This window comes from Pelagicoccus albus (genome assembly GCF_014230145.1).
In the GTDB taxonomy this organism is placed as follows: Bacteria; Verrucomicrobiota; Verrucomicrobiia; order Opitutales; family Opitutaceae; genus Pelagicoccus; species Pelagicoccus albus.
Genome location: NZ_JACHVC010000013.1, coordinates 676,280 through 700,438 on the forward strand (window position 1 = coordinate 676,280; position 24,159 = coordinate 700,438).

The 24,159-nt window shown below is 51.5% G+C and carries 16 protein-coding genes; 13 read left to right on the forward strand and 3 right to left on the reverse strand.

The window, feature by feature from the left end; translation table 11 throughout:
- The first annotated feature begins 1 nt into the window (after nucleotide 1).
- On the forward strand, nucleotides 2-4,516 hold the full coding sequence (locus tag H5P27_RS18155) for a non-ribosomal peptide synthetase (protein WP_185661842.1): 4,515 nt from the start codon (nucleotides 2-4) through the stop codon (nucleotides 4,514-4,516).
- A gap of 27 nt (nucleotides 4,517-4,543) precedes the next feature.
- On the opposite strand, the gene H5P27_RS18160 is transcribed toward H5P27_RS18155, so the two are convergent.
- Complete coding sequence (locus H5P27_RS18160; RefSeq protein WP_185661843.1) at nucleotides 4,544-5,740, reverse strand: KamA family radical SAM protein; 1,197 nt, start codon at nucleotides 5,738-5,740, stop codon at nucleotides 4,544-4,546.
- 142 nt (nucleotides 5,741-5,882) lie between these two features.
- On the opposite strand from H5P27_RS18160, the gene carA reads away from it, so the two are divergent.
- The 9 genes from carA to H5P27_RS18205 all read left to right on the forward strand — a co-directional run bounded on the left by carA (nucleotide 5,883) and on the right by H5P27_RS18205 (nucleotide 14,786).
- Complete coding sequence (gene carA, locus H5P27_RS18165) at nucleotides 5,883-7,040, forward strand: glutamine-hydrolyzing carbamoyl-phosphate synthase small subunit (protein WP_185661844.1); 1,158 nt, start codon at nucleotides 5,883-5,885, stop codon at nucleotides 7,038-7,040.
- Nucleotides 7,041-7,353: 313 nt separating this feature from the next.
- A complete protein-coding gene (locus H5P27_RS18170) occupies nucleotides 7,354-8,301 on the forward strand; it encodes a MerR family transcriptional regulator (protein WP_185661845.1) in 948 nt (315 codons plus the stop codon).
- Entirely contained in the window at nucleotides 8,298-9,581 is a 1,284-nt protein-coding gene (locus tag H5P27_RS18175) for an NAD(P)/FAD-dependent oxidoreductase (RefSeq protein ID WP_185661846.1), read from the forward strand. Before H5P27_RS18170 ends, H5P27_RS18175 begins: the two co-directional genes overlap by 4 nt.
- Nucleotides 9,562-10,359 (forward strand): DUF1365 family protein, encoded by a 798-nt coding sequence (locus tag H5P27_RS18180; RefSeq protein WP_185661847.1) that lies wholly within the window; start codon nucleotides 9,562-9,564, stop codon nucleotides 10,357-10,359. Before H5P27_RS18175 ends, H5P27_RS18180 begins: the two co-directional genes overlap by 20 nt.
- 4 nt (nucleotides 10,360-10,363) lie before the next feature.
- A complete protein-coding gene (locus H5P27_RS18185) occupies nucleotides 10,364-11,641 on the forward strand; it encodes an SAM-dependent methyltransferase (RefSeq protein ID WP_185661848.1) in 1,278 nt (425 codons plus the stop codon).
- Nucleotides 11,638-12,432: a DUF1295 domain-containing protein gene (locus tag H5P27_RS18190; RefSeq protein ID WP_185661849.1), complete on the forward strand. Its 795-nt coding sequence runs from the start codon at nucleotides 11,638-11,640 to the stop codon at nucleotides 12,430-12,432. The genes H5P27_RS18185 and H5P27_RS18190 overlap by 4 nt, the downstream gene beginning before the upstream one ends.
- 26 nt (nucleotides 12,433-12,458) lie before the next feature.
- Nucleotides 12,459-13,484, forward strand: a complete 1,026-nt coding sequence (locus tag H5P27_RS18195) for an SAM-dependent methyltransferase (protein ID WP_185661850.1) — start codon at nucleotides 12,459-12,461, stop codon at nucleotides 13,482-13,484.
- Nucleotides 13,485-13,509: 25 nt separating this feature from the next.
- Entirely contained in the window at nucleotides 13,510-14,250 is a 741-nt protein-coding gene (locus H5P27_RS18200; RefSeq protein WP_185661851.1) for an acyl-CoA desaturase, read from the forward strand.
- The gene (locus H5P27_RS18205; RefSeq protein WP_185661852.1) at nucleotides 14,247-14,786 is read left to right on the forward strand and encodes a lipocalin family protein; all 540 of its coding nucleotides are present in this window, start codon (nucleotides 14,247-14,249) and stop codon (nucleotides 14,784-14,786) included. Before H5P27_RS18200 ends, H5P27_RS18205 begins: the two co-directional genes overlap by 4 nt.
- Nucleotides 14,787-14,803: 17 nt before the next feature.
- Here H5P27_RS18205 and kdsB read toward each other — a convergent pair whose 3' ends face one another.
- A complete protein-coding gene (kdsB, locus tag H5P27_RS18210) occupies nucleotides 14,804-15,544 on the reverse strand; it encodes a 3-deoxy-manno-octulosonate cytidylyltransferase (RefSeq protein ID WP_185661853.1) in 741 nt (246 codons plus the stop codon).
- 93 nt (nucleotides 15,545-15,637) lie between these two features.
- Between kdsB and H5P27_RS18215 the strand changes: the two genes are divergently transcribed.
- Nucleotides 15,638-15,937 (forward strand): HPr family phosphocarrier protein, encoded by a 300-nt coding sequence (locus tag H5P27_RS18215; protein ID WP_185661854.1) that lies wholly within the window; start codon nucleotides 15,638-15,640, stop codon nucleotides 15,935-15,937.
- An 84-nt stretch (nucleotides 15,938-16,021) separates the two neighbouring features.
- Here H5P27_RS18215 and H5P27_RS18220 read toward each other — a convergent pair whose 3' ends face one another.
- The gene (locus H5P27_RS18220) at nucleotides 16,022-16,822 is read right to left on the reverse strand and encodes a TatD family hydrolase (protein ID WP_185661855.1); all 801 of its coding nucleotides are present in this window, start codon (nucleotides 16,820-16,822) and stop codon (nucleotides 16,022-16,024) included.
- A gap of 170 nt (nucleotides 16,823-16,992) precedes the next feature.
- On the opposite strand from H5P27_RS18220, the gene H5P27_RS18225 reads away from it, so the two are divergent.
- Together H5P27_RS18225 and trxB are read left to right on the forward strand one after the other, a co-directional pair.
- Nucleotides 16,993-23,064 (forward strand): InlB B-repeat-containing protein, encoded by a 6,072-nt coding sequence (locus H5P27_RS18225; protein WP_185661856.1) that lies wholly within the window; start codon nucleotides 16,993-16,995, stop codon nucleotides 23,062-23,064.
- A gap of 149 nt (nucleotides 23,065-23,213) precedes the next feature.
- Nucleotides 23,214-24,152, forward strand: a complete 939-nt coding sequence (trxB, locus tag H5P27_RS18230) for a thioredoxin-disulfide reductase (RefSeq protein WP_185661857.1) — start codon at nucleotides 23,214-23,216, stop codon at nucleotides 24,150-24,152.
- Nucleotides 24,153-24,159: the final 7 nt, after the last annotated feature.

Below are 24,159 nucleotides of genomic sequence, written 5' to 3' on the forward strand. Positions count from 1 at the left end.
TATGGATAAATCGCATACATCAGATCGGATCGCTGATCTTACGCCGAGCCAAAGAGAGGCTTTGCTGGTAATTCTGAAAAAGAAGCACCCGATAGGCCCTCACCGTCTCACCGCCTTCGTAACTCAAAAGAACAGCTCCGACCATCCCTCGAGCAAGGAGCTCCAGAAAATCCTATCGAGTCACCTTCCTCAATACATGGTACCCAAAGACTACCATGTTCTCGAAAAGCTCCCGCTCACATCCAACGGCAAGGTCGACAGGAAAGCGCTAGCCGAGTCGGCCAAAAAAGATCCTCGGACAAAAACAGTCGTCGATACCAAAAGCTCGCAAGAATCTAATCCGCTGAAATCGATCTGGGAAAAAGCCTTTGGCAAGAAAATCGAAGATGACGACGATTTCTTCGAGCTCGGTGGAGATTCCATCATGGCGATGCAAATCGTTTCCCATGCGAGGTCTGCAGGAATCGAGCTTCGGGTTACCGATCTGTTTCGTCATTCACGCTTCAACAGCCTAAGCGAAACGCTCAACCTTTCGTCGGCCCAACAGGAAAAAGCTGAGCAGCCCACGGCTATTGTATCCATTTTTCGTGACGTTCTAGGAGTTCCCGACTTTCAAGCGGATGACGATTTCTTCGAAGCCGGAGGAGATTCGATTACGGCAATCAGCCTCATTTCAAAACTGAGGGAAAGAGGTTTTTCATTCTCAGTGTCCAGCCTCTTCAAACATCCCTCTCCCAACAAACTGAAAGCTTCCATTTCCGCTGGGAACCAAGCCCAAGTCGCAATTCCAGTCGGCATCGAAGCCACTCTATCGAACTCCGAAACCTCTCACCTTCCACTCACACCCATCCAAGAGTGGTTTCTCGATCAAGATCTAGACTCCCCCGACCACTGGAACCAATCGGTTCTCCTGAAGATTGATAAGCAACGCACAGAGGAAACTATCCGCAATGCAGTACAGAGTCTGCTTGCGCGTCATGCATCACTTCGACTCGCCTTGTGCGAAGACAAAAAGCACCAGAGCATCAGAACTTACTCAGTTACCAACGACATCGTCGAAACTGTAGACGCCAGAGGCCTCGAAAAAAACGTACTTGATAAACTGATACAGACAACCGCGGACAAACTACACCCGCAGTTGAGTTTATCCGAGGGTCCTCTGCTGAGAGGTGCCATTTTTCAAACGGATCGCGAGACACTACTTCTTCTTGCAGTGCATCACTGGTCGGTGGATGCGGTTTCGTGGACGAGACTCCTTTCGGACTTAGAGAGTCAACTATCCAATCCAAGCACACCCTCCGAGCTCAACGCGGTTGGTGACTCTGAACTGAAAGAAGTTTTGTCCAACATCCCGAACCGAGCAAACAGAGCCTTGGCGGCCGAGGCTGAATTTTGGACAAGGCAGGACTATGCTAAATGCCCAAAACTCCACAGCGGAATTTCGCTCAAAAACCGAGAAGCAGACACCGCTAGCTTGAGTTTTCGACTAGGAAAAAGGGAAACCAAAGCAGTTCAAAACTTCGCATCGAAACACTACAGCAGCGTTCAATCCGCTCTTCTAGCTGCTGTATCCAAATCTCTAGTTGGTTTCATAGGTTCACCCAATGTCCTGATCGGAGTGGAAGGCCATGGACGTGACTTGGAAGATCCCAATACCAGCAGCGTCGTTTCTTGGATGACCAGCTATTTCCCGCTAGTTTTGGATCTGAGTCACTCAGAGGGTATTCAGGATTGCTTGAACGACGTACAATTCCAGCTGGATCGCATACCAGCAAAGGGTGAGAATTTCGGCCTCATCAGAACTCGGCTCAACACACGAGAGGGAGGGTCTAGGATTCCAGAGCCCGAGATCACGTTTAACTACTTGGGAAGACAGAGTGAAACTAAAGGAAACGGCACTCTGGAAATAGTTGGCCAAAACATCGGAGAAAACCGCGACCCGCAGAACCGACGCACCGCTCAATTCGAGATCAATGCTGCGATTCGGGATGACGAATTGGAGGTCAACTGGTCCTTCAACCCGATGCTTCACCCGAACAAGAGCATGGACGCCTTGCTGGTGGAGGTACGAAGTCATTTTCTGAGTCTGTCTTCGATGGGTGAATACAGAGAATCAGGCGAGGAACTTAGGTACGAAATTTCAGACATTCAACAAAGCTTGCTCTTACATCGCCTCGGCAACCCAAGAGACGACCAAGGAGAACTGAACCTATCCGGCGAATTTGTCGGCAGTCCAAATTCACTTGATCTCGAACAAGCTTGGAAAACGGTCTTTAGCACCCATCCCGCCCTCCGCTCCAGGCTCTCGGAAACGAAGGGACAGAGACCGGTTCAAATCATCGGTCCTACCTCTCAAGCCGAGATAACCCCCCTCGACCTAACTGATCTAGAGCAGTCAGACCAACAGCAAGAGCTTTCCAGAACGAAAGAAGATTTCTTCAGTCAAAGCCTCGATTTGGAGCACGGTCCGACCCAACGCTTGCTACTCGTCAATACGGCCAAAGACCGCCACCATTTCTTTTGGAAATGCCACCACCTATTTATAGATGGCTGGTCTAGCTCTATCATCTTGCAGGAAGTGCTTCGCTTGGCCAATGGAGCGGAAATATCGAAAACGGAGGAAGCGAACGAGGCCTTCTCAGAATACCAACGCTGGATTTCGTCTCGATCCAAGGCCAGCGCTTCGGCTTTTTGGAAAGACTATCTTTCAAATTGCTCTCCTTGTAATATCGGGACCACTACAACTGCAGGAAATCGAAGTCTCCAAAAAATCGACGTCGGGGCAGAGCAGCTACAAGCCATAAAATCTACTGCCAAGGAATTTCGTTCAACACCGAGTGCCATCCTGACCGCTGCCTGGGCACTCACCCTCTCGGCACTCAGCAATTCCTCATCAGTGGTATTCGGTTACACAATCTCAGGACGCGACATCGAGATCTCAAACCCGCAGGCAGTCGTCGCCAATCTAGCTAGCACCGTACCGATTCGGATCGATGTCGATCCTCGGGAGAACCTGCAATTTTGGGTTCAATCGGTTCTGAAGAATCAAGAAATGGTATCTCGATTTGCTTACCTTTCTTCCGCTCGCATCCTCGGTTCTTTAGAAAATGTCTCCCTCAACCTATTCGACACAACCCTCACCATTGCCAACTACCCATGGGTTGAGGAATCCGGCAAGGTTCGACTCGAAAACTTCAAGGGCGACTCCACATCTCTATCCCCTCTCTCACTTTCGATTGAGCTAGCAGACATTCTAAAGCTAAACTTCGACTTTGATACAGGAGCATTTTCGAAATCCGAAGTAGAGCATATACGCTTAACATTCCAGGAAGCCGTCGATAAACTGATTACTTTGAGACGACGTAGCGTGTCCCTCTATTTGCCGCAGGTATCTTCGGAATTTCTTTCTGAAACCCAACCTGGGACCTCTGCAACACCCGCCTCGAAAAGTATCAAAAATCCCCCTGCAATTGGTTCATCGGGAAAAGCAGATTCCCTTAACCCAACGGCCCGGGTGGCGAGTATCTTCGAATCGATACTGGATGTCCGCTCCTGCCATGGAACCGACGATTTCTTTGAGTTGGGCGGAACTTCTCTACAAGCAGTCAGGCTCTTTCGAAAAATTGAGGATGAATTCGGAAAACGACTTGCTCCGTCTGTGCTATTCACAAATTCAACCGTTACAGCGATCGCAAGCTTACTCGGAGCAGACGCACCACAATTGCCTTCCCTTAAGAATCTGGTGACGATCAGAAAAGGCGGAGACTCGGTGCCGCTCTTTCTCATTCACGCAGGTGGCTTGCAAGTCCTCTTCTACAGGGAACTGGCAAACAAACTAGACGCAAACCGTACTATTTACGGACTACAGTCAATCGGTCGAGACGGGTCAGAGCCACCCTGCAAGAGTATCCAAGAGATTGCGACAAGACACCTATCGGAAGTGGAAGCAGTCTATAGCAACGGCCCATACATTCTAGTCGGCCACTGTTTTGGGGCTGCCGTAGCAATCGAGATGGCGAAACAGCTGGAGGCAAAAGGGAAACAAGTACCACTCATCGTTTCCATTGATGGGGAATCCCCTCACCTAATTGGCGATGAAGTGAACGAGGAGGACAACATTCCCCGATACCAGAACTCATTCGAGAATTATCCCAGATTGCTGAGAGCTCCGCGGCGAATGGTCCGTAACGCCAGAAGGCTAATCAGACGCTTACGAGAATCAAGCAGGCGATACCTGAGCGATTCCTATAGGCAGAATGCAGAGCTGACAGAGTTGATGGAAAGTTCCGTAAAGATCGCCTTTAGAAACCATCGCACCAGTCCTTACCGCGGCCCGGTTCTCGCATTTCGCTGCAACGATTCTGACATTTACGCAAATCATGGTAAAGCGGATTGGCAGCGAGTAGCTCCAAACAGCGAAATGATTCAAGTGGAATGCAAGCACGCTGAAATACTAAAGGCTCCGCATGCGGCGATCCTTGCCGATTCCATCAATGAGAAACTGAAAAGCTTCTAAACTCGCTGAGCCTTTAGCAACTACTCGCTAGAACATTATCTCTTCCGCGTCGCACTTGCAGTCGTCGTCATCATCTGAGTCGAGTGGACCGTAGGTGTTAAGCGGATACCTGTAGAGTTTGCCTTCGAAATTCTTAAAGTGGATCGCCTCGTCATCGATCTTAGTGATGTACTGAGGATTGATCGGCACTTTGCCTCCTCCCCCCGGAGCATCGATTACGAATTGCGGCACTGAATAGCCCGTAGTGTGGCCGCGGAGCTGTTTCATGATCTCGATCCCCTTGCAAACGTTGGCCCGAAGGTGAGCGCTACCGGTGATTAGATCGCATTGGTAGATGTAGTAAGGCCGCACCCGCATGCGCACCAGACGGTGCACAAGAGCCTTCATTATGTCCGCGTCGTCATTTACGTCCTTGAGCAAGACCGATTGATTGCCGAGTGGAACTCCTGCGAAGGAAAGTCGTTCGCAAGCGTCCTTCAGAGTTTGAGTGCACTCTCTTGGATGGTTGGTGTGTATACTCATCCAAATCGGGCCATGCTTTTTGAAGATCTCGCAGAGCTCCGGCGTGATACGCTGAGGCAAAAAGACCGGGATGCGGGATCCTATTCGAATAAATTCCACGTGCTCGATAGCCCGAAGACGACCAAGCAAGTAATCAATCTTCTTGTCCGACATCAGCAATGGGTCTCCGCCGCTGAGCAACACGTCACGCACCTCGGGATGCTCTTCAATGTACTTCAGCCCAGCTTCGAACTCCGGATGGAAATTGTAATCCTGCGCGTTGCTAACAAGACGCGAGCGCGTGCAGTAGCGGCAATAGGCAGCGCAGCGGTCAGTAACCAAAAACAGCACGCGGTCCGGATAGCGGTGCACGAGGCCCGGGACTGGCGAGTGCCCGTCTTCTCCTACCGGATCAAGCATCTCCTCCGCTCCGACTGTCATCTCCCCTTCACGTGGAATGACCTGTTTGCGGATCGGGCAATTCGGATCGTCACGGTCGATCAGGTTGAAAAAGTACGGCGTAATCGCCATGGCCAGCTTCGTATTGGCATGCTCACAACCCGCTCGTTCTTCAGGGGTGAGTTCCATGTACTTCTCGAGTTGCTCGAGGGAAGTGATGCGATTTTTGAGCTGCCAAGTCCAGTTGTTCCAGTCGGATTCGGGGACATGTTCCCAGAGGCCTTGCCCTGATTGCCAGTGTGTTCGGTCTTCGGTGTATGGCATATTTTCGATTAAATTCGGAAGGATGAAAGGTTGGATTAGGCTGGAAGGCGCAACCCGAGTAGACGAGCTAACGCGATATTTACGATTAAGTCACAAAAAGGGATTGTAGCCCCACCGCAAACCAACTTTTGTCCCATCCTTAATGAACGACAGCCAGACAGGAGTACTAGCACTAGAAGACGGATCTGTTTTCCGAGGCGTAGCCTTCGGAGCGAAAAAGACGGTGGTTGGCGAAGCTGTTTTTAATACGAGCATGACCGGTTATCAGGAAATCCTGACCGACCCCTCCTATTACGGACAGATAATCACCATGACTGCGCCGATGATCGGCAACTATGGAGTCAACGAGGAAGACATCGAAGCCGACAAGCCTATGTGCACCGGATTCGTGGTACGCGAGCTAAGCCCTATCGCCAGCAACTGGCGTAGCACCGCCACGCTGCCAGAGTACTTGGAAAAGCACGGCATCCCAGGCCTCGAAGGCATCGATACTCGCGCCTTGACCAAGAAGCTACGTGTCTCGGGAGCGATGAAATGCTGCATCAGTACCGAGGATATCTCCGACGAGGAAGCCGTCCAGCGTGCTAAGGACTGGGAAGGCATCGTGGGAGCCGACTACGTGAAAGAGGTCACTTGTGCCGCGACCTACGTCTACGGCCCCAAAGAAGCTGGTTGGCCTTACAACCCGACTCGTTCCACAATCAGAAAGCCAGCCCGCGAACGTGAAATTTTCAAAATCGCCGCTCTCGACCTGGGAGCCAAGAAGTCGATTTTCCGCGAATTGGCCTTCCACGGATTCGAAGTCCACGTTTTCCCTGCCACTTCCACAGTAGAGGAAATTAAAGCCATCAACCCAGACGGAGTCTTCCTTTCCAATGGCCCCGGCGATCCAGAGCCCGTTACCTACGTGCACGAGACGGTTCGCGGCTTGATGAACGACTATCCAGTTTTCGGCATTTGTCTCGGACATCAGATCATCACTCACGCCATCGGAGCGAAGACCTACAAGCTCAAGTTTGGTCATCGCGGCGGCAACCAACCGGTCAAGAACTTCGAAACTGACTTCGTAGCCATCACCGCTCACAACCACGGATTCGCCACCTCAGAAGAAGGTCTGGCCGAGTGCGGTGCGGAAATCACCGAGGTCAACTTGAACGACAACACCATCGCTGGAATCAAGCTAAAGGATAAGCCGGTCTTCTCCGTGCAATACCATCCGGAAGCGGGCCCTGGCCCAAGCGACGCTAACCCGAACTTCGAAAAGTTCTACCAGCTGGTCGCTCAGTCTAAAAAGGCCTAGATTTTCCAGTAGAAGCATTTAAGCCACGGCGCGGTTCCTCGGGACCGCGCCTTTTTTGTGACTATGAACCGTGAAACGAATCGGTTCAAAGCTCACAACACCCTGTTCATAGAATTGTTTCAAAAGGACGCATGAATCGATTCTCATCATAACCAAACAAGCACTGAACAAGCCTTAAACTGATGCACAACAGGTATTTATTGATCCCAACCGCTATTTGAACAATTCTTGAACCATTTTTACGATTCAATATGAATCGCTTCACTGCATCATTTATCGTAATGCTTCGTATTAAATTTCAACCGAGACAGATATGGAGCAAAACAAAACAGACCTCGCTCAAGAGGAAGGCCAATTTGAAGTAGGAGCAGTTGCTCGCATGGTCGGGCTTTCGCCCAATACCTTGAGAACTTGGGAGAGACGCAGGTTTATTAAAGCGGCTCATAGAACCGCCTCCGGTCGCAGACGCTACACGCAGAGCCAGGTGGAGCAAATCGCTCTGCTGCGAAAGCTAACCGAAGCCGGCGACTCCATCGGCTCCATTGCCGAAATGCCCATCGAAGGACTCCGAAAGCGTGTTCTCGAGTTTCAGACAAGAAGTACAGAACACTCGGCAAACCAAACCAAGCTCGTCCGAATTTTGGCCGTCGGTCCGAAAGCCCTCCTCTGGACTTCGATCCTGCCCGAGAGCTTTCAGGCCTCTAGCGAAGCCAGAGAGACGCCGGATATAGTGATTTGCGAGCTCGGCTCCGACATAAACAGCTGCCGCCAAGACTTGGCCGTCATTCGCCACGAACATCCCAACGTTCCACTCGCAGTCATCTACGACTACGCCCCTCGCGGAGCGATCTCGGAACTCTCCAAGAAAGGGATTTTTTTGATCAATGCTCCCTGCTCTGCAGAGCTCATGGCTCACTACATCCATGCGGCCATCGCTGGCTCGTCGCACCAAAGCGCTGCAAACGCCCAACGGTCAGACAAGTCTCCAGACCGACTTTTCAGCGAGGAACAGCTCGCCTTGATTGCCCGCTCGAATCCAAGCATCAAGTGCGAGTGTCCGCACCATATCTCAGCACTCGTTGCGAGCCTAGTGTCCTTTGAAAAGTACTGCCAGCACTGCGAAATCGAGTCCCCCGAAGACGCGGAGCTACATACGCATCTGGGTAATGAGATAGCCAAGGCGAGAGGGATCGTGGAGAAGGCTCTGCTCTACCTCTGCACCAAAGACAACATTCCATACTCCACGGAGCCTGCGTCATGAAACCGCAAGTTGCAGTCATAGGCAGTGGCATCGCGGGGATGGCGAGCGCCTACTACCTCCGCGATCACTTCGATGTGCATCTATACGAGTCGGCAGACTACGTCGGCGGCCATACGAACACCAAGTTCGTCGCCAGCGGAAAAGGTGAAACGCCGATCGACACAGGCTTCATGGTCTTCAACGACCACACTTACCCCAACCTCATAAAACTCTTCGACGAGCTCGGCGTCAGCTCCTACCCGACTTCCATGTCGTTCGGTGTTCGTAACGTGAATACGGGTTTGGAATACTGCAGCAATGGCGGAAGCGGTTTCTTCGCTCAGCGTGCTCGCATCTTAGATCCCCGACAATGGAGCTTGTATTCGGGTATCAAACACTTCTTCTCACAAGCTCACCGGCTACTCGAGAGTGATATCTCACCTGAAATCACGATTGGCGACTTCGCGCAAGAATACGCGATCTCAGACAGAGCCATGGAAGATTTCGTCCTGCCAATGGCAGGAGCGGTCTGGTCCACGCCTCCAGACAAGATCTTGGATTTTCCGGCTAAGTCCATGCTGGGTTTCATGAAGAATCACCACATGCTTGGCATCGGAATCCAGTACCAGTGGAAGACTGTCAAAGGCGGCAGCGAACAATATAAGCGAAAGCTTCTGAACCAGCTGCACCGACCTCCGATGGTTGGATGCGGGGTCAAAAGCATCCACCAATCTGATACCGGATCGACCGTTCAACTAAGCGACGGGACAAGCAAAGCTTTCTCGCACGTAATCGTCGCCACGCACGCCGACGACGCCTTGAAGCTTCTCTCTAACCCGACAGAGCTGCAAGGCGAGCTACTGTCCCGCTTCGGATACAACCAGAACCACACCGTTCTGCACACTGATGAATCGGTAATGCCAAAGTCGCGCAACGCTTGGGCGTCTTGGAACGTATCCCATGAGAAGAGGGACGGTGAAACGCTAGCCTCGACGCACTACTGGATGAACAATCTCCAAGACATAGAGCCACTGGGGAATCACTTCGTCAGCGTCGATCCGCACCAGACTATCGATCCAGACAAGATCGTCTGGTCCACCCACTACACGCACCCTCGCTTCGACACGGCAGCGATTGAAGCTCAACCGAGACTCAAGCAGCTGAATGAGGAAGGATCACTTAGCTTCTGCGGGAGCTACTTCCGCAATGGCTTTCACGAAGACGCGCTCTGGTCTGCCCTCAACGCTGTTGAGTTACTGCTGAAACGGAAGGAGGTGCGAAGTGAAATCGCGGCTGTATGATTGCAAAGTATACCATTCTCGCAGCAAGCCCAAGAAGCACGCCTTCTCTTATCGCCTTTTCATGTTCTACATCGATTTGGACGAGGAGCAAACGCTCGAGAAGCGCTTCCGCCTGGTTGGATCCAGAGGTTGGGCTCCCTACCAATTGCGAGTCAGCGACCACTACGATGCGGAAAAGCCAAGCATCAAGGAGAACGTAATCCAGTTCCTCGAAGAAAATGGATTCGCTCGGAACCAGATCGGAACCATCGGGCTCCTCACCCACCTAAGAACATTCGGCCACATTTTTAATCCGGTCTCCTTCTACTTCGTGAAGACTCCCGAAGGCGATCCGCTTTGCTCCATCGCCGAGGTAGACAACACCTTCAACGAACAGAAACTCTTCCTGATAAAAGAGAGACGCTCAGATCGCTTCCAAGATGACCAAAGCAAGCTGTTTTACGTTTCACCGTTCAGCGATCTGGATACAGTATTTCACTTCCAACTCCAAGTTCCCAACGAAAAGCTCAAGATCAGTATCAACCAATCTGATACCGAATCGCGTCGGCCCTATTTTACCAGTTCCCTCAGCGGCGAACAAACCGAATTAAGCGACTGGAAACTCATCGCTTATAGTCTCCGATTTCCGGCTATCACGCTAGGAATCGTCTGGGGCATTCACTGGCACGCATTCCTGCTCTTTCTGAAAGGACTAAAAGTACGTCGAAAAGCGAGCCGGCCTGAACTGCAACAGGACAAACACATCTATCTCAAACCGCACAACCACTCCATCCACTGAAGCCATGCCTAGCCTATACCAAAACGTCGTCCTCAATAACCTGAAACAAGCGAGAGTCGGCTCAATCGAGGTGCATCTTCCAAATGGTGAGATCCACAAATGCGGGGCAAACGATTCCGCCAAATCAACGACTTTTCGTATCCACAATACTGAAACATTTAAAATGGTGGCCCTAAACAAAGGCATCGGACTTGGCGAAGCCTACCAGCATGGCTACTGGAGCAGCGACGACCTTTGCGGTTTGCTGCAGTGGTTCTGCGTCAACCTTCAGGACATCTCGCCAAACATCACTCCTGCTGCAAGCAAAGCCCTTTCTGGCCTGCTGGTCGCAGCCGACACTTTGACCCACTGGAGGCGTCGCAACACCATCGATCAAAGCAGACGCAACATCCACGCTCACTACGATCTCGGAAACGACTTCTACAAGCTCTTCCTCGATCCGACGATGACGTACTCGTCTGCCTTCTTCACGAGCGAAACCCAGAGCCTCGAGCAAGCCCAGGAGGAAAAGTACGACAGGATCTGCCGTAAGCTGGATCTTCAACCGTACCATCACCTGCTTGAGATTGGGTGTGGCTGGGGAGGTTTCGCCATGTACGCGGCAACCCACTACGGCTGTAAAATTACAGGCATCACCATCTCGGAAGAGCAGTTGAAAGAAGCTCAAAAACGGGTAGCCAACAGTCCGGTCCGCGACCGGATCGAAATTCGCTTCGCGGACTATAGAACGCTGGAAGGCAAGTTCGATCGTATCGCCTCTATCGAGATGCTGGAGGCTGTGGGAGAAAAATATCTCGGCCAGTACTTCGAACAAGTCGAACGGCTTTTGAAGCCCGAAGGGTTGGCGGCAGTCCAAGTTATCACCACGCCGAACCCAATCTACAAAGGTTACCGCAAACGTGTAGACTGGATACAGAAACACATTTTCCCCGGTTCACACCTGCCCTCTTCGCGTCGCCTGCTAGAAGCCGCCGAGTCCAGCGGAAACCTCGACCTGCTCCACCAAGAAACCTTTGGCTTACATTACGCCAAAACACTCAACCTTTGGAGACGCCGATTCCTCTCACAGTGGGGAAACATCGAGCAGCAAGGGTTCGACGAAGCCTTCAAGCGCAAGTGGGAGTTCTACTTCGCCTACTGCGAGGCGGGCTTCCTTCAACGCCACATTAACGTCATGCAAATGGTCTTCGGTCGTCCAGACGAGCCGGCCTACAATTTCGAAGAGCGATCCCACTCTCAATCCAATGCAGGGTTTGAGAAGGGTCTCAGCGTCGCGTCATGAATATCTACATACAACTAGCTACCGGCCTCGCAATGGTGTCCATCGCGATGCTCCTCACTTTCAAATATTGTTGGAAAAGAGAGAACTTCGGCTACGTGGATGTCGTGTGGTCCTACTCAGTAGGAGCCTTGGCCATTCTCTATTTCGTGGCCAACTACGAAAACGCGATTTCCCGCAGCCTCCTCGCCTTAGCTTTGACGCTCACTTGGTCCGTGCGTCTGGGCACTCACCTGCTCGTCAGAGTATCAAACGAAGAGGAGGATGGACGATATCAAGAGATCCGAGAAGCCTGGAAAGACGATCTGAAGCGTCGCACTTTCATATTCTTTCAGTTTCAAGCACTTGCAGCGGTCATCATGAGTATCGCCCCGCTACTGGCAATGTCGACCCGACAAAGTTTCGGAGCAGTCGGAGATTGGATTGCTATTGGAATCGCTGGCGTCGCGATAACCGGCGAGGCGATTGCAGACAACCAACTATCAAAGTTTAGGAGCGACCCCAACAACAAGGGACGCACATGCCGTAAGGGACTGTGGGCCCTCTCCCGACACCCCAACTACTTCTTCGAGTGGATGCTCTGGTGCTCGTTCCCTTTCCTCACCTACGGCACCCCCTATTTCTGGGCTTCGCTCGCGAGCCCGCTGATTCTCCTTTTCCTGATAACCAAAGTTACCGGAATCCCGCCCACGGAGCGAAACGCCATAAAGAGCCGAGGCGACGATTACCGAGCTTACCAAAAAGAGACCCGAGCTTTCCTTCCGATTCCCAAGAAGAGTCCCGCATCCAATTAAAACAACAACCTTACGCCAGCAGAAAAATGAACACGCTAAAACTCGCAGAAAATGGATACATCCCTTACTTTCTTCTCAGATTCGGAATCAGACAGAGGCTAAAACGCAAACTAGAGATCGAAGCGTCGAAAGGCCCCGATTCCAATGAGAGCTTCAAGAGAGCCCTCAAGCAAAGCGCTTTGGCAGTAGACACAGACAAAGCGAACGAACAGCACTACGAAGTTCCGGCTGAATTCTTCGAACTAGTGCTCGGGCCCTACTTGAAATACAGCAGCGGATACTGGCCAGAGGGATGTAACTCAATCGAAGAGTCTGAGCTTGCGTCTCTCGAACTCGTCGCCGAGCGAGCCCAGTTGAAAGATGGACAGGATATCCTGGAGCTCGGTTGTGGCTGGGGTTCATTTTCGCTCTGGGCTGCAGCGAAGTTCCCATACTCCCAAATCACTACTGTATCCAATTCTTCGAGTCAGGCAGAGTTCATAAGAAAGCGGGCTAGCGAACGGGGATTGACCAATCTAAACGTAGTCACTTGCGATATCAACGCCTTCGACACCCCTCTCCAATTCGACCGCATCGTCTCAATCGAAATGCTAGAGCACGTGAGAAACTACGACGCTTTATTCGCAAAACTTTCCAACTGGCTACGCGACGACGCGAAAATGTTCGTCCACGTATTCTCTCATAAGAAGCACGCTTACGCCTACGACGCGAGCAACCCTTCCGAATGGATGGCTCGACACTTCTTCACCGGTGGGATCATGCCGTCGCACGATCTTCTTCCGAGCTTCGACAAGTATATTCAAGCGGAGGAGAGCTGGGCCTTGAGCGGAGTGCATTACCAGAAAACATCCGAAGCTTGGCTCCAAAACATGAATACGTACGAATCAAAAATAGAGCCTATTTTCGCCAAAGTCTACGGACCCGAGAATGCGAAGCAGTGGATGTGGAGATGGCGACTTTTCTTCCTAGCTTGTGCGGAATTGTTTGGATACAAAAATGGTAGCGAATGGGGAGTCTCGCACTACCGTTTCACCAAGCAGTTGTCAAAGTAAACGAAACGTTGGGGATTCTATTCCGATGACCGCCATAATCATATTCTTTGTGCTCCACTGGTATGCGTCAGTGATTGCCCAAAGTTTTTTCCTGCACCGCTATATGGCTCACAGCATGTTTCGCATGAGCCCATTTTGGGAGAAGTTCTTCTACTTGTTCACGTTTGTGGCCCAAGGATCTTCCTTTCTTCACCCGAAGTCGTACGCGGCTCTGCACATGGAGCATCACAAGCATAGCGATACAGAGGAAGATCCTCATTCACCACATTTCTTTAGCGATGTCTGGGGTATGATGAAGAACACCGCAAGGGTCTACTATGAATTTAAGACCGGTCAACGTGAGTCAAGCTCCCCCTCGATCCGAGCTCTGCCCACTTGGCCTTTAGTGGATCGCCTCGGCAACTCCATCTTCGTGCGGCTTGGCTTCTGCGCGCTGTATATACTTTTCTACTACTACTTTGCTCCCTCCCCTATCTGGTATCTGCTGCTGCCGTTCCACTTCCTGATGGGGCCGGTACATGGGGCTTTCGTGAACTGGTGTGGCCACAAGTACGGTTACCGGAATCACAATACACCTGACCAATCGAAGAACACTTTCGCTTGGGATCTGCTATTCGTGGGAGAGACTTTTCAGAACAACCATCACCGCTTTCCGAATCGCGCCAACTTCGCCAACCGCTGGTACGAATGGGACGTCCTCTATCCCTTCATCCTTGTGTTGGATAAACTGCGAATCATCCGCCTAGCCCCAGTACGCTCGTCATGAAACGACTTTTGATAGCCTTAACCTTACTGGCGACGCTACTCACAACCGCCTGTTCCGAAAACGAAATGCCAAACCAAAAACTAGCCGACTCCGTAAATCTCGAGAGCTTCATGGGCACCTGGTACGTGCACGGCCATACGCCGACCTTCATGGATAAGGAGGCTTACGACGCCACTGAGACCTACGAACTGGACGGCAAAAAGATCCGCACTACCTACCGCTACCGCAAAGGCTCTCACGAGGGTAAGTGGAAGGAATACCATCCGGTCGGAAAAGTATACGACCACGAATCTAACGCGGAGTGGAGGATGCGTTTTTTCGGAATCCTAAACGCTGCCTACTACATTCTCTACGTGGATCCCTCCTACGAGTACACGGTGGTCGGACATCCGGGCAGAAGCATGGCCTGGATCATGTCCCGGTCGCCCCAAATGACTGATTCAAAGTACGATGAGCTAATACAAGAGCTCGTTTCTCGAGACTACGATCTTAGTGAGCTGAGACGTTTGCCGCACCAAGCAGAGACCAAGGATTGAGAAATTCACCCGAGAGACTAGCCGGCGACCGCGGCGGTGAATTTCTCAACGTCCTCTGCAGTGTCGATACCGATAGACTGCTCTTGGGTGAGTCCGACTTTGATCCGATAGCCATTTTCCAAGGCCCTTAATTGCTCGAGGCGTTCGATCGCTTCGAGACGACCTTGCGGCAATCGGCAAAACTCGTTCAGGAAGTCGGCTCGATAGGCATAGAGTCCCAGATGGCGAAACACCGGGGAGCGTTTAACCCACTCGTCATCGAAGCTCGCGAAGCCATCTCGATGGTAAGGGATCGGAGCTCTCGAAAAATAGAGGGCATCACCCTCGTTCGAAATCGTTACCTTCACCTGATTGGGATCCAAGAAGTCCTTTCGGGTTAGGAACGGCGTGGCCAGAGTCGCCATCGTGGCCCCCTGCTCCATGTATTCGACCAGCGATGCGATCTGCGAAGCAGCGACCATGGGCTCGTCCGCCTGCACATTGATCAGGACATCCGCACCGATTTGTTCGTTGGCCTCGGCGAGTCGGTCGGTTCCGCTCTGATGGTCCACACGCGTCATGATCGCGCGGAATCCGGCCTCTTCGACTACGGATCTTAGCTTTTCATCGTCCACCGCAAAGTAAGCGGGGATATCAGGCACTTGGGATTGTATGCGTTCCGCGACCCAAAGAATAAGGGGCTTTCCACAAATGGGATGGAGTAGTTTCTCAGGAAAACGGGTAGAGGCGAGGCGCGCTGGGGCTACGATTGCTAGCATTTAGGTTACGAGGTTAAATATCCGTACTTGTACTTGGCCACCTGCATACGTATACCACACTTTTACTCAAAGAAATTCTCACCCTCATCGCTTATGGATTCTGCCAACCTTAGTTCAGACGGAAACGCGCTCGAACGCATGCTCCTGGTCCAAAACCAAATGGGTATCCACGCTCGCCCCGCCGCCATGATCGTAAGGGTCACCAACAAGTACAGCTCCGACGTCTTCTTCGAAAAGGACGACGAGCAAGTGAATGGCAAATCCATCATGGGCCTTATGATGCTGGCCGCCGGCAAAGGCTCCGAAATCAAAACATTGGCCACCGGACCCGATGCGGCTGAATGCCTCGACGCCCTAGAAGCCCTTTTCGCCACCAAGTTCGACGAGAAATAGACTGAGACGCGAAACGATTCCCTCGATAACAGTTAGGCCAGTTCTAACCAGAACTGGCCCTTTTTTTGCCTTCAATAATCGCGGTTAAGCCAGCCCGTAAAAGGCTCTAGCCGTCGCCGTCGTATGCTCCGCAAATGCTTCTTGGGAAACGCCAAAAAGCTCGGCACAATAATCCGCCGTGTAACGCAAGTAAGCAGGTTCGTTTGGTTTTCCACGCTTCGGCATGGGAGCAAGATAGGGAGCATCCGTCTCGATCATCAGACGATCCAGCCCCTGCAGCTTGGCCGCCTCACGCACGCTTTCCGCATTCTTAAAAGTAATCACTCCGGTGAAGCTGCCAAAACCGCCTCGATCGAGAAGCTGCTTCATCTCTCCCGGACCTTCCGAGAAGCAGTGAAAGACCACCTTGCTCCAGTCCACGCCGCTCGCGTCGATCAACTTCACCGATTCCTCGAAAGCGCCACGCGAGTGAATCACCACCGGGCAATCCAACTTTTTGGCCAATTGGAGCTGCGCTTCGCAAGCAGCGACCTGCAGTTCGAACACCTGCTTCGCCTTCTCCTCGTCGTTCTTCGGGAGATGAAAGCGATCCAAACCGATTTCCCCCAGAGCCACCGGCTTAAGGTCCTTCGCCCAAAAGGCTTCGATCTGGGCAAAACTCTTCTCCCAGCCCGCTTCCACCGAGCAAGGATGAATCCCCACCGTGTAGTCGATCTGCTCGTAGTTTGACGCCATCTCAGCGTAGAGCTCCCAGTCGTCCGTATCGGTGCCGACCGTCACCAAACGCCGCAAGCCCGCTTCCGCCGCGGCTTCAAGCGTCTGCTCCAAGACCCCCTTCAGGGCAAAACTATGCAAATGCGTATGCGTATCTACGATTCCCGACATGCCCTACCATCCATCGAAAGCGGCAACGACATACAAACTTAAAACACCGCGGCGATGACACCTTGCCCCTACCCCCAGAAGATTTACTAATTATAATTGCAACTATTAATTAGATCCTTGAATTAAATAATTACCCTTACGAGTGTCTCCCACTTTCTCCAGTTCAAACCATGTTTCGTTCCCTCCCCTTATTTTTTGCCGCCATCTGGGCGTCCCTGTCATATGCTGAATTACCCGACTCGGCAGCACTCGAAGAGGCACTCCAATTCGATGGCCCCAACGAGCTCGCGGTCGAGCTAGGCGATGGAGCTGAAGTCTCCCTCACCGAATCTGGCCTCCAATTATCCGTACCGGCTGACAGCTACGCGAAGCTGATACTCAAAAACGTACCTTCGCCGGGTGAGTACCTATTGTCCATTGAGACCGATTTGAGCGGCTTGGGCAGCACGGTCCAGGAATTCCAGGGTGAAGAACCCTCGAAATCCCTGTATCTAAGTAGCTACTCTTATATCAACAACAGCTTCAGTTTTGGTAGCTTCTTTGAGAGAGACGACGAGACTGTTCCAGAGCAGGACATCTCGATTCAGATTTCACCAATTAGCAGCAGCGCAAGCGAAGCTAGTGATCGCAGCTTCCGTTTTTCCAATCTGGAAATTCTACAGGGCACCCCATTAGAGTTGGTCCAAACTCCGGGGACCACGCTCAGCAAATACCCAGACAAAGACCGTTACGACTACGGCGAAGAGGTCACTTTGACAGCGTCCGCTCCTTACGAACAGGTAGAGTTTATCCGTTGGATTCCCAATAACTTCTGGGGACCTGTAGATGGTTGGGATCTCGAATCGCCAGAGCTAACGATCGTGCCTACAGTTCCGTACTCGTTTGAAGCTATCTGGATAATCAAGCAGCCTTTCGAAGGCGGATTCGTAGAATGCGATCTTAGCGACTACAACAGCTATTCCCTACCCGAGCCGGGTACTGCTCCCAGCTTTTCCATCGATCTTCAGTCCAACAAGTACTTCCGCTTCACGGTGGAAAACCCCGGCCTATTCCAAATGAAGGTTCGAAGAGGCAACGGCGTAGAGGCCAATGCTAATTGGAATTCGGAAACAATCGGCGAGGGCGAAACCATGGTTTTTTCCCAATGGGTTTCGCCTGCGACCAAGGATTTCTCTGTCCCAGGTTCCGGCAATCTAGAATTGTACGACTTTGAGATATCGCCCTTCCTTCCCATCGAGCTGACCATTTTGGGAGAGGGCGAAGTCGAAGGTATCGTCAACGAAAGTTATGTACCATTGACTGTACCTCATCAGCTACGGGCAGTTCCTGACGAGGGTTGGGAATTCGAGTCCTGGAAGGGGGATGTGGGAAGTTCAGATCCAGTGATCGAGATCGATCCGAACGTAGAAAACAACTTCGAGGCCCGGTTCTATAAGGTCATCCGCTCCGGAGAACTCGAGCTTAGATCCTATAGCGATCACGAATGGACGATCACGGAAGGAGAAGACGGACTGAGCTTAGCTCCATCAAACCCACTAGAAAGCTGGACCGATATAGCTAGGGTTGGATTCCTAGTGGAGGGATCAGGCCTTCTCAGCATGCAATTCGATGGATACGGATCCGATATAGAATGTTATGTGGATGGGGTAGAAGTAGAGACTAGCAAAGTATCCGGAATCACGACCTTGGAGCTCTTTCTTGACCGAGGATGGCACGCAATCGTGATCGCGTATGACAACAGTTCCAAAGCCTTCACCTACGAACCTCTCACAACAGTAGACAACATCAAATGGCAGCCAGGAGTTCCCGTCGAATTCTATACAACCTTAGGCGGAACGATTGAAGGCTATGAAAGTGGAACCTATTTTCTAGAGGGAGAGTCAGCCACTCAATTAACCGCCGTACCCAATGATGGATACACTTTCAGCCACTGGTCAGGCCTTTCCGAATCCACTCAGCCAAGCATTGAGGTCAGCCCGAGTTCCCCGACTGTATTGAAAGCGAATTTCGTCAAACAAGCAGACGAATCCGGCGCTATCCAATCTGGCGATACACTCTGGACCTATTCCGAAGGGGAGTGGTCGGTCGGCAACGACATGAACGAGGATCAATCGGCCTGGTTTGAATCAACATTCATTGGCCCCGCGACGATGCGTATCCAAGTAAGTCAATATGGAGTCTCAAATTTCCAATATGAAATCGATGGTGAAATTTGCATTCTCAGCAAGGAGGGTGTCTTCGGAATCCCCGAGGGCGAGCACCGCGTACGTGTGATCGCATACGGTAGTGTACATTCAGCGACTAGAGTTCGCCTCGAACAAGTACATCCTATAGACATCACCCTCGCAGGCGGCTCGGTCGAATTCAGTCCCGCACTTCCGGAACCGGACGACTACTGGGAAGAAGACGAGTCGGACTATATCGTCTATCTGCCACACGGCACCGAACTTCAGATTACCTCAACTTCCTATAGTGACAAGAACCTGTTCTTAGGCTGGGACGGAGACTTAGCAGGAAACGAAGCAACGACCCAAGTACTGGTAGACCGACCAATCGTCAGCCATGGCCGCTATGGAGTGGAGACCTTCGAATACAATGGGATAGCCTTGGAAACTGATACGGAAGGGGTATTCTTTAACACTGACTATTTGAGCCTACCAAGCCCTTGGAGCTCCGAAACGGCGACAACGCTTCGCACAACATTGCAAGGTCCCGGGATTTTCTATCTCACGATTAGCCGTGTAGAAAGTGCATCCGTGTACGTAGATGGGGAAGAAAATGATCTGTCCAAGAGTTTCTCTTGGGCCTCAGGAAAGGTTCTTATCGAAGATGGCGAGCACTCAGTAGAGATTGTTGTAGACCCGGCGACTTCCGATAGCTCTTCTCAAACGCTGCTAGACCCAATTGTATCAAGCTTAGGGTTTACAGAAGGCTACCAAGTTAGTTCAGGTGGAGCCGGCGGTACCGTGCAGATGACGCCCGAAGAAACCACCTACCAACTCGACGCATCAGTCCAGCTTCTGGCTACGGCAGACGAGGGAAACACCTTCGTCGGATGGGCCGCGCCTTATGAAGCCTCCCCAAACCCACTGAACCTCAAAGTCACGGAGCATGCCTCAGTCGCCGCCATCTTCGCTAGCGATGGTAATTTCGGAGGAAGCCAATGGAGCTTCGAAAACAAGCCACCATCACGTCTTGGCAGCAGCGACTCCGAGTATTTATGGTACTATTTTTCAGCCGAAGATAGCGGGACTCAATCTAGCGCTACAACAACCTTGACCGGACCAGTCTATGCCAGTTCATACTTCTATACATACGGAAAATATGATGGACTAGATGTTCAGCTTCTTCTAGATGGCACCGCAGTTGAAGACGTATCTGGTTTCTTAATACCCGAAGGCGAGCATGAGTTAAGATGGGAAGTAACCTCCCTGCCCTTGGACGAATCAGAGCTATCAGCCATCTCGATATACCCACTCACACTCAAGGAAAGTGTCTCAATCTACGCATTCGCCTATAATGCCGAGATAGAAATATCGCCAGCTAAAAGCGATTACATTCCTGGAGAAGAAGTCACATTGGTCGCATCTGAGAAAAATCTCTTAGGATGGGAATTTTACCGCTGGTTGAACGGCTCCAGCAACGAGACTTTCAGCACGCAGAGGTCAATAACTATAGAAGCAGATCCAACTTATGCGCTACAGGCGGAGTACAGAAAAGACCAATTAGATATTCCAAATCTAAAGGTTATAGACGAAGGCTACAATGACTTATGGCCAAGTTCTCAAGACATCGGCCCGGGACAAACTGAAGTTTTCGACCTTAACGTAATTAGCACACTCTTATTCGAAGCTGAAACCGAAGGGCACATTGAATTTTACGTACGATCTAAATATGTTGATGACATCATAGAAATCGAAAAAGAGGGGCAAATTGTATTCAAAATACAAGGATCTCCCCTAAACTGGAAACACCTGAGAATCCCTGTATCGGAGGGAGAGCAGGTAAAGCTCATAGCCAACCGAGACGACAGCTACACGTACGCTCAAATATGCGGGGTAAAGTTCTTGGAGTACTGGGCACCGATGACTCAAGTGACCGATCCAGCCGATCTCGACTTCGAGCCAAGTTTGGCTTCTCTATCAAAAAACAGTCCAGTAAATGTCTCGGTGGACGAAAACTGGGAAGACGATCTTATAGAGTGGGTAGTGGGCGAAGAGACACAATCCGCTATCAGTCAAATAGAAGTCAGCCAAGCAGACAACACACCCATTACCGCCCGCATAAACATTCCGTTCGATACGCAAGCAGGCTGGGCAAAGCCATCAAGTGTTGGATCCTTCCAGCAAACTAGCTATGCTTCTAGTTGGATCCAAAGCTCATATGGCGAAAACGAAGAGGCCTCCCACACACTGACGCTACCAATTGAGGGACCCGCTTACATTCGCCTGAGTACAGAGAGTTCCCACGAGGATTTCATCTACAAGTCCGGCGAACAGATTTTAAACCCCATCGTTTTGTACGAGAACGAGATTGCTCTGCAATTCCCCGCAGGAGAAAACGCTCTCACCATCGAGCACCCGTTCTCTCCCCACGAAAGCGCTTCGATAATCTTCGACGGGAAAGACGAGGGTTACAGGAGTTACGAACGGGTTTACGAAATGGGGACGATGCGTTTTGGCACGTTTACCAGTACCTATCAGGCTGGCAGAAGCATTTCGGTAACAGCGCTTCCAAAGGACGGTTACGAATTCGTCAAATGGCAAGCCCCCTACGAAGAGCACGGTTACCAATTTCAGACTGATGTAAGTAGTGAGGAACCCATACCGGTATTCCAAAAGATCATCAACTATGAGACTTTCCTCGGGCACGATTGGGTACTCAACAACGCAAGTTTGGATGTCTATTCAAACGAGTTTGTCGGCACCCCACTACAAACAATTGAAATCGATAAACTGAATTATCTCGAGCCCATCGAAATGAGCACCGAAATAGAGGGTCCCGCGGTGATCGTTTTTAGCGATGTAGACGGTTCAACAGAGGTCCCAAGCTACAGCATCGACAATGGGGACTTCCAAAACGCTGCTTACTCTAACTCAGGCTCGGGGAAGTTCTTCGCTTCCATTCAAATTCCCTCTGGAACCCATGACCTAGTTTTGAAATACGAGGATGTCCCAAGCTATTTCAATTTCGGGGCTAACATCGCAAGTGGCTACCTTCTCGACCTCACCGGAATCGGTACAGAAATAAAACGCGAGCCGACCAAAAACGTCTACCGGACGGGAGACACGGTAAATATCGAGGCTGTACCCTATGCTTCCAACACAACCCTAGAATGGATCGGCCTGCCAGAAGAGTTAAATGCCGACGGAGGATCGCATGAGATAATAATAGATGGCTCGCTCAAGCTGGAAGTTCGGGCTTGGAAGCCAGCCAAGCTGTTCGGCTACGATTTCCAACATGCTGGCATCGGGACGTGGACGCGCCTCGGAGCGGCAGAGTACACAATCGCCGCTCATCCTCGAAGCAACCTAGACCTGCTGAAATTAGATCACCCCGATTCCGGTAGTTACAGATTTGAATTCAAGTCCAAGGAACGAGTCAGCTACTGGGAAACCGTATCACCAAGCATAACCCTGCTAGGTGGTAGCTCTGAAAATACTACGGCTGGCCAATCACTCTCGTCGGGCAGGATGATCATTTCCGAGGGCACCCTCGGTGTAATCATCGAGAACCAGGTACCAGACTACAACGGGACTACGAAAGATCAGGCCCTCTCTTTCGATTCACTGGAAAAAGAGGAGCTAACGGGGGGATTGAGCGACTATCTCGACTGGTGGCTCAGTTTCGATGAATCTCAAGGTCTCGACTTGGGCTGGACCGAACCGAGCGGGGATCCAGATGAGGACGGGCTCACCAACTACGAAGAATACCTTCTTGGAACTGATCCGGGTCGTCCGACACCGCAAATCCGACTGGTGCCAGCGTTATCCCCAGAGGAATCTCTGCGACTTGAAATCCATCAACCCAGTACCTCTCTTCTCGACGATGCAAAGATACTCTTCAGCACAACTTTAGGTACAACTTGGGATTACTTCGAACTCCCCGAAAGCCTGGATGCTACCGATTCAGCTGATTGGAAATCGACCCTCTTGCCTCCTGATCTCTACGGAACAGATCACCTCTATTTCAAGCTGCAGCATTCTGCCGAATCGAGAACCTTAGAGGAGCTGGCGGAGTAAACGGCATTTTCCATCCAAGCAGATTTGGGTCTAGGATCAGCGTGGCTGACGAAAGCGAGTTCCCTGAATTCCTCCGTTGCCAAAGCGGGCTTGATCGCTTTCCTGCATCAATCCCCCCTCAATCTTCGTAGAGTCTTTCCTAACAACACATGTCAACCGAAGTCGAAAACGTCATCATTATCGGAACTGGCTGCTCTGGCCTCACAGCAGCCATCTACACCGCTCGGGCTAATCTGAACCCTCTCGTCCTGGAAGGCACGCTCCCGGGTGGACAGCTCACCCAGACGAGCGAAGTGGAAAATTTCCCAGGTTTCCCAGAGGGAATCGACGGCTTCATGCTCATGGACAATCTCCGCAAGCAGGCGACTCGCTTCGGCACTCGTTTCGCACAGGCCACCATCGATAGCGTAGACTTTTCGAGCTCCCCTTACACCCTCAAGGCGGGCGATAAAGAGTATAAGGCCAAGTCGGTCATCATCTCCACGGGAGCTTCCCCTCGTCTCCTCGACATACCGGGCGAAAAGGAAATGTACGGAGGCAAGGGAGTCACCACCTGCGCGACTTGCGATGGAGCCTTCTACCGCAACATGGATGTCGTGGTCGTAGGCGGCGGAGACACCGCTTGTGAGGAGGCCCTCTTCCTCACTCGCTTTGCTTCTAAGGTTTATTTGATCCACCGTCGAGACGAGCTCCGCGCCTCTAAATTGATGGCAGAGCGTACTATCGCCCACGAGAAGATCGAGATGGTTTGGGACACGGTTTTGGACGAAGTCGTAGCTGACGAACAAGGCTTTGCCACCGCTGTGAAGGTTACCAACCGCAAGACTGGCGAATCCTCATCCATCGACGCCAAAGGCGTATTCATCGCCATCGGCCACATTCCCAACACTGGCCCCTTCGCGGACGCGTTGGAAACGGACGAAGAAGGCTACTTCAAGCCAAAGCTGGGCAGCCAGGTCCAAACCAACATCCCCGGAGTCTATGTCTCCGGCGACTGCGCCGACCATGTCTATCGCCAAGCGATCACCGCTGCGGGTATGGGTTGCCAAGCCGCGATCGAAGCGGAACGTTGGTTGGCCGAGCAGTAGCCCCCAT

Coding starts and splice junctions, on each gene's coding strand:
- H5P27_RS18155 (WP_185661842.1), top strand. CDS start 2: ATGGATAAATCGCATACATCAGATCGGATCGCTGATCTTACGCCGAGC.
- H5P27_RS18160 (WP_185661843.1), bottom strand. CDS start 5,740: ATGCCATACACCGAAGACCGAACACACTGGCAATCAGGGCAAGGCCTC.
- carA (WP_185661844.1), top strand. CDS start 5,883: ATGAACGACAGCCAGACAGGAGTACTAGCACTAGAAGACGGATCTGTT.
- H5P27_RS18170 (WP_185661845.1), top strand. CDS start 7,354: ATGGAGCAAAACAAAACAGACCTCGCTCAAGAGGAAGGCCAATTTGAA.
- H5P27_RS18175 (WP_185661846.1), top strand. CDS start 8,298: ATGAAACCGCAAGTTGCAGTCATAGGCAGTGGCATCGCGGGGATGGCG.
- H5P27_RS18185 (WP_185661848.1), top strand. CDS start 10,364: ATGCCTAGCCTATACCAAAACGTCGTCCTCAATAACCTGAAACAAGCG.
- H5P27_RS18190 (WP_185661849.1), top strand. CDS start 11,638: ATGAATATCTACATACAACTAGCTACCGGCCTCGCAATGGTGTCCATC.
- H5P27_RS18195 (WP_185661850.1), top strand. CDS start 12,459: ATGAACACGCTAAAACTCGCAGAAAATGGATACATCCCTTACTTTCTT.
- H5P27_RS18200 (WP_185661851.1), top strand. CDS start 13,510: ATGACCGCCATAATCATATTCTTTGTGCTCCACTGGTATGCGTCAGTG.
- H5P27_RS18205 (WP_185661852.1), top strand. CDS start 14,247: ATGAAACGACTTTTGATAGCCTTAACCTTACTGGCGACGCTACTCACA.
- kdsB (WP_185661853.1), bottom strand. CDS start 15,544: ATGCTAGCAATCGTAGCCCCAGCGCGCCTCGCCTCTACCCGTTTTCCT.
- H5P27_RS18215 (WP_185661854.1), top strand. CDS start 15,638: ATGGATTCTGCCAACCTTAGTTCAGACGGAAACGCGCTCGAACGCATG.
- H5P27_RS18220 (WP_185661855.1), bottom strand. CDS start 16,822: ATGTCGGGAATCGTAGATACGCATACGCATTTGCATAGTTTTGCCCTG.
- H5P27_RS18225 (WP_185661856.1), top strand. CDS start 16,993: ATGTTTCGTTCCCTCCCCTTATTTTTTGCCGCCATCTGGGCGTCCCTG.
- trxB (WP_185661857.1), top strand. CDS start 23,214: ATGTCAACCGAAGTCGAAAACGTCATCATTATCGGAACTGGCTGCTCT.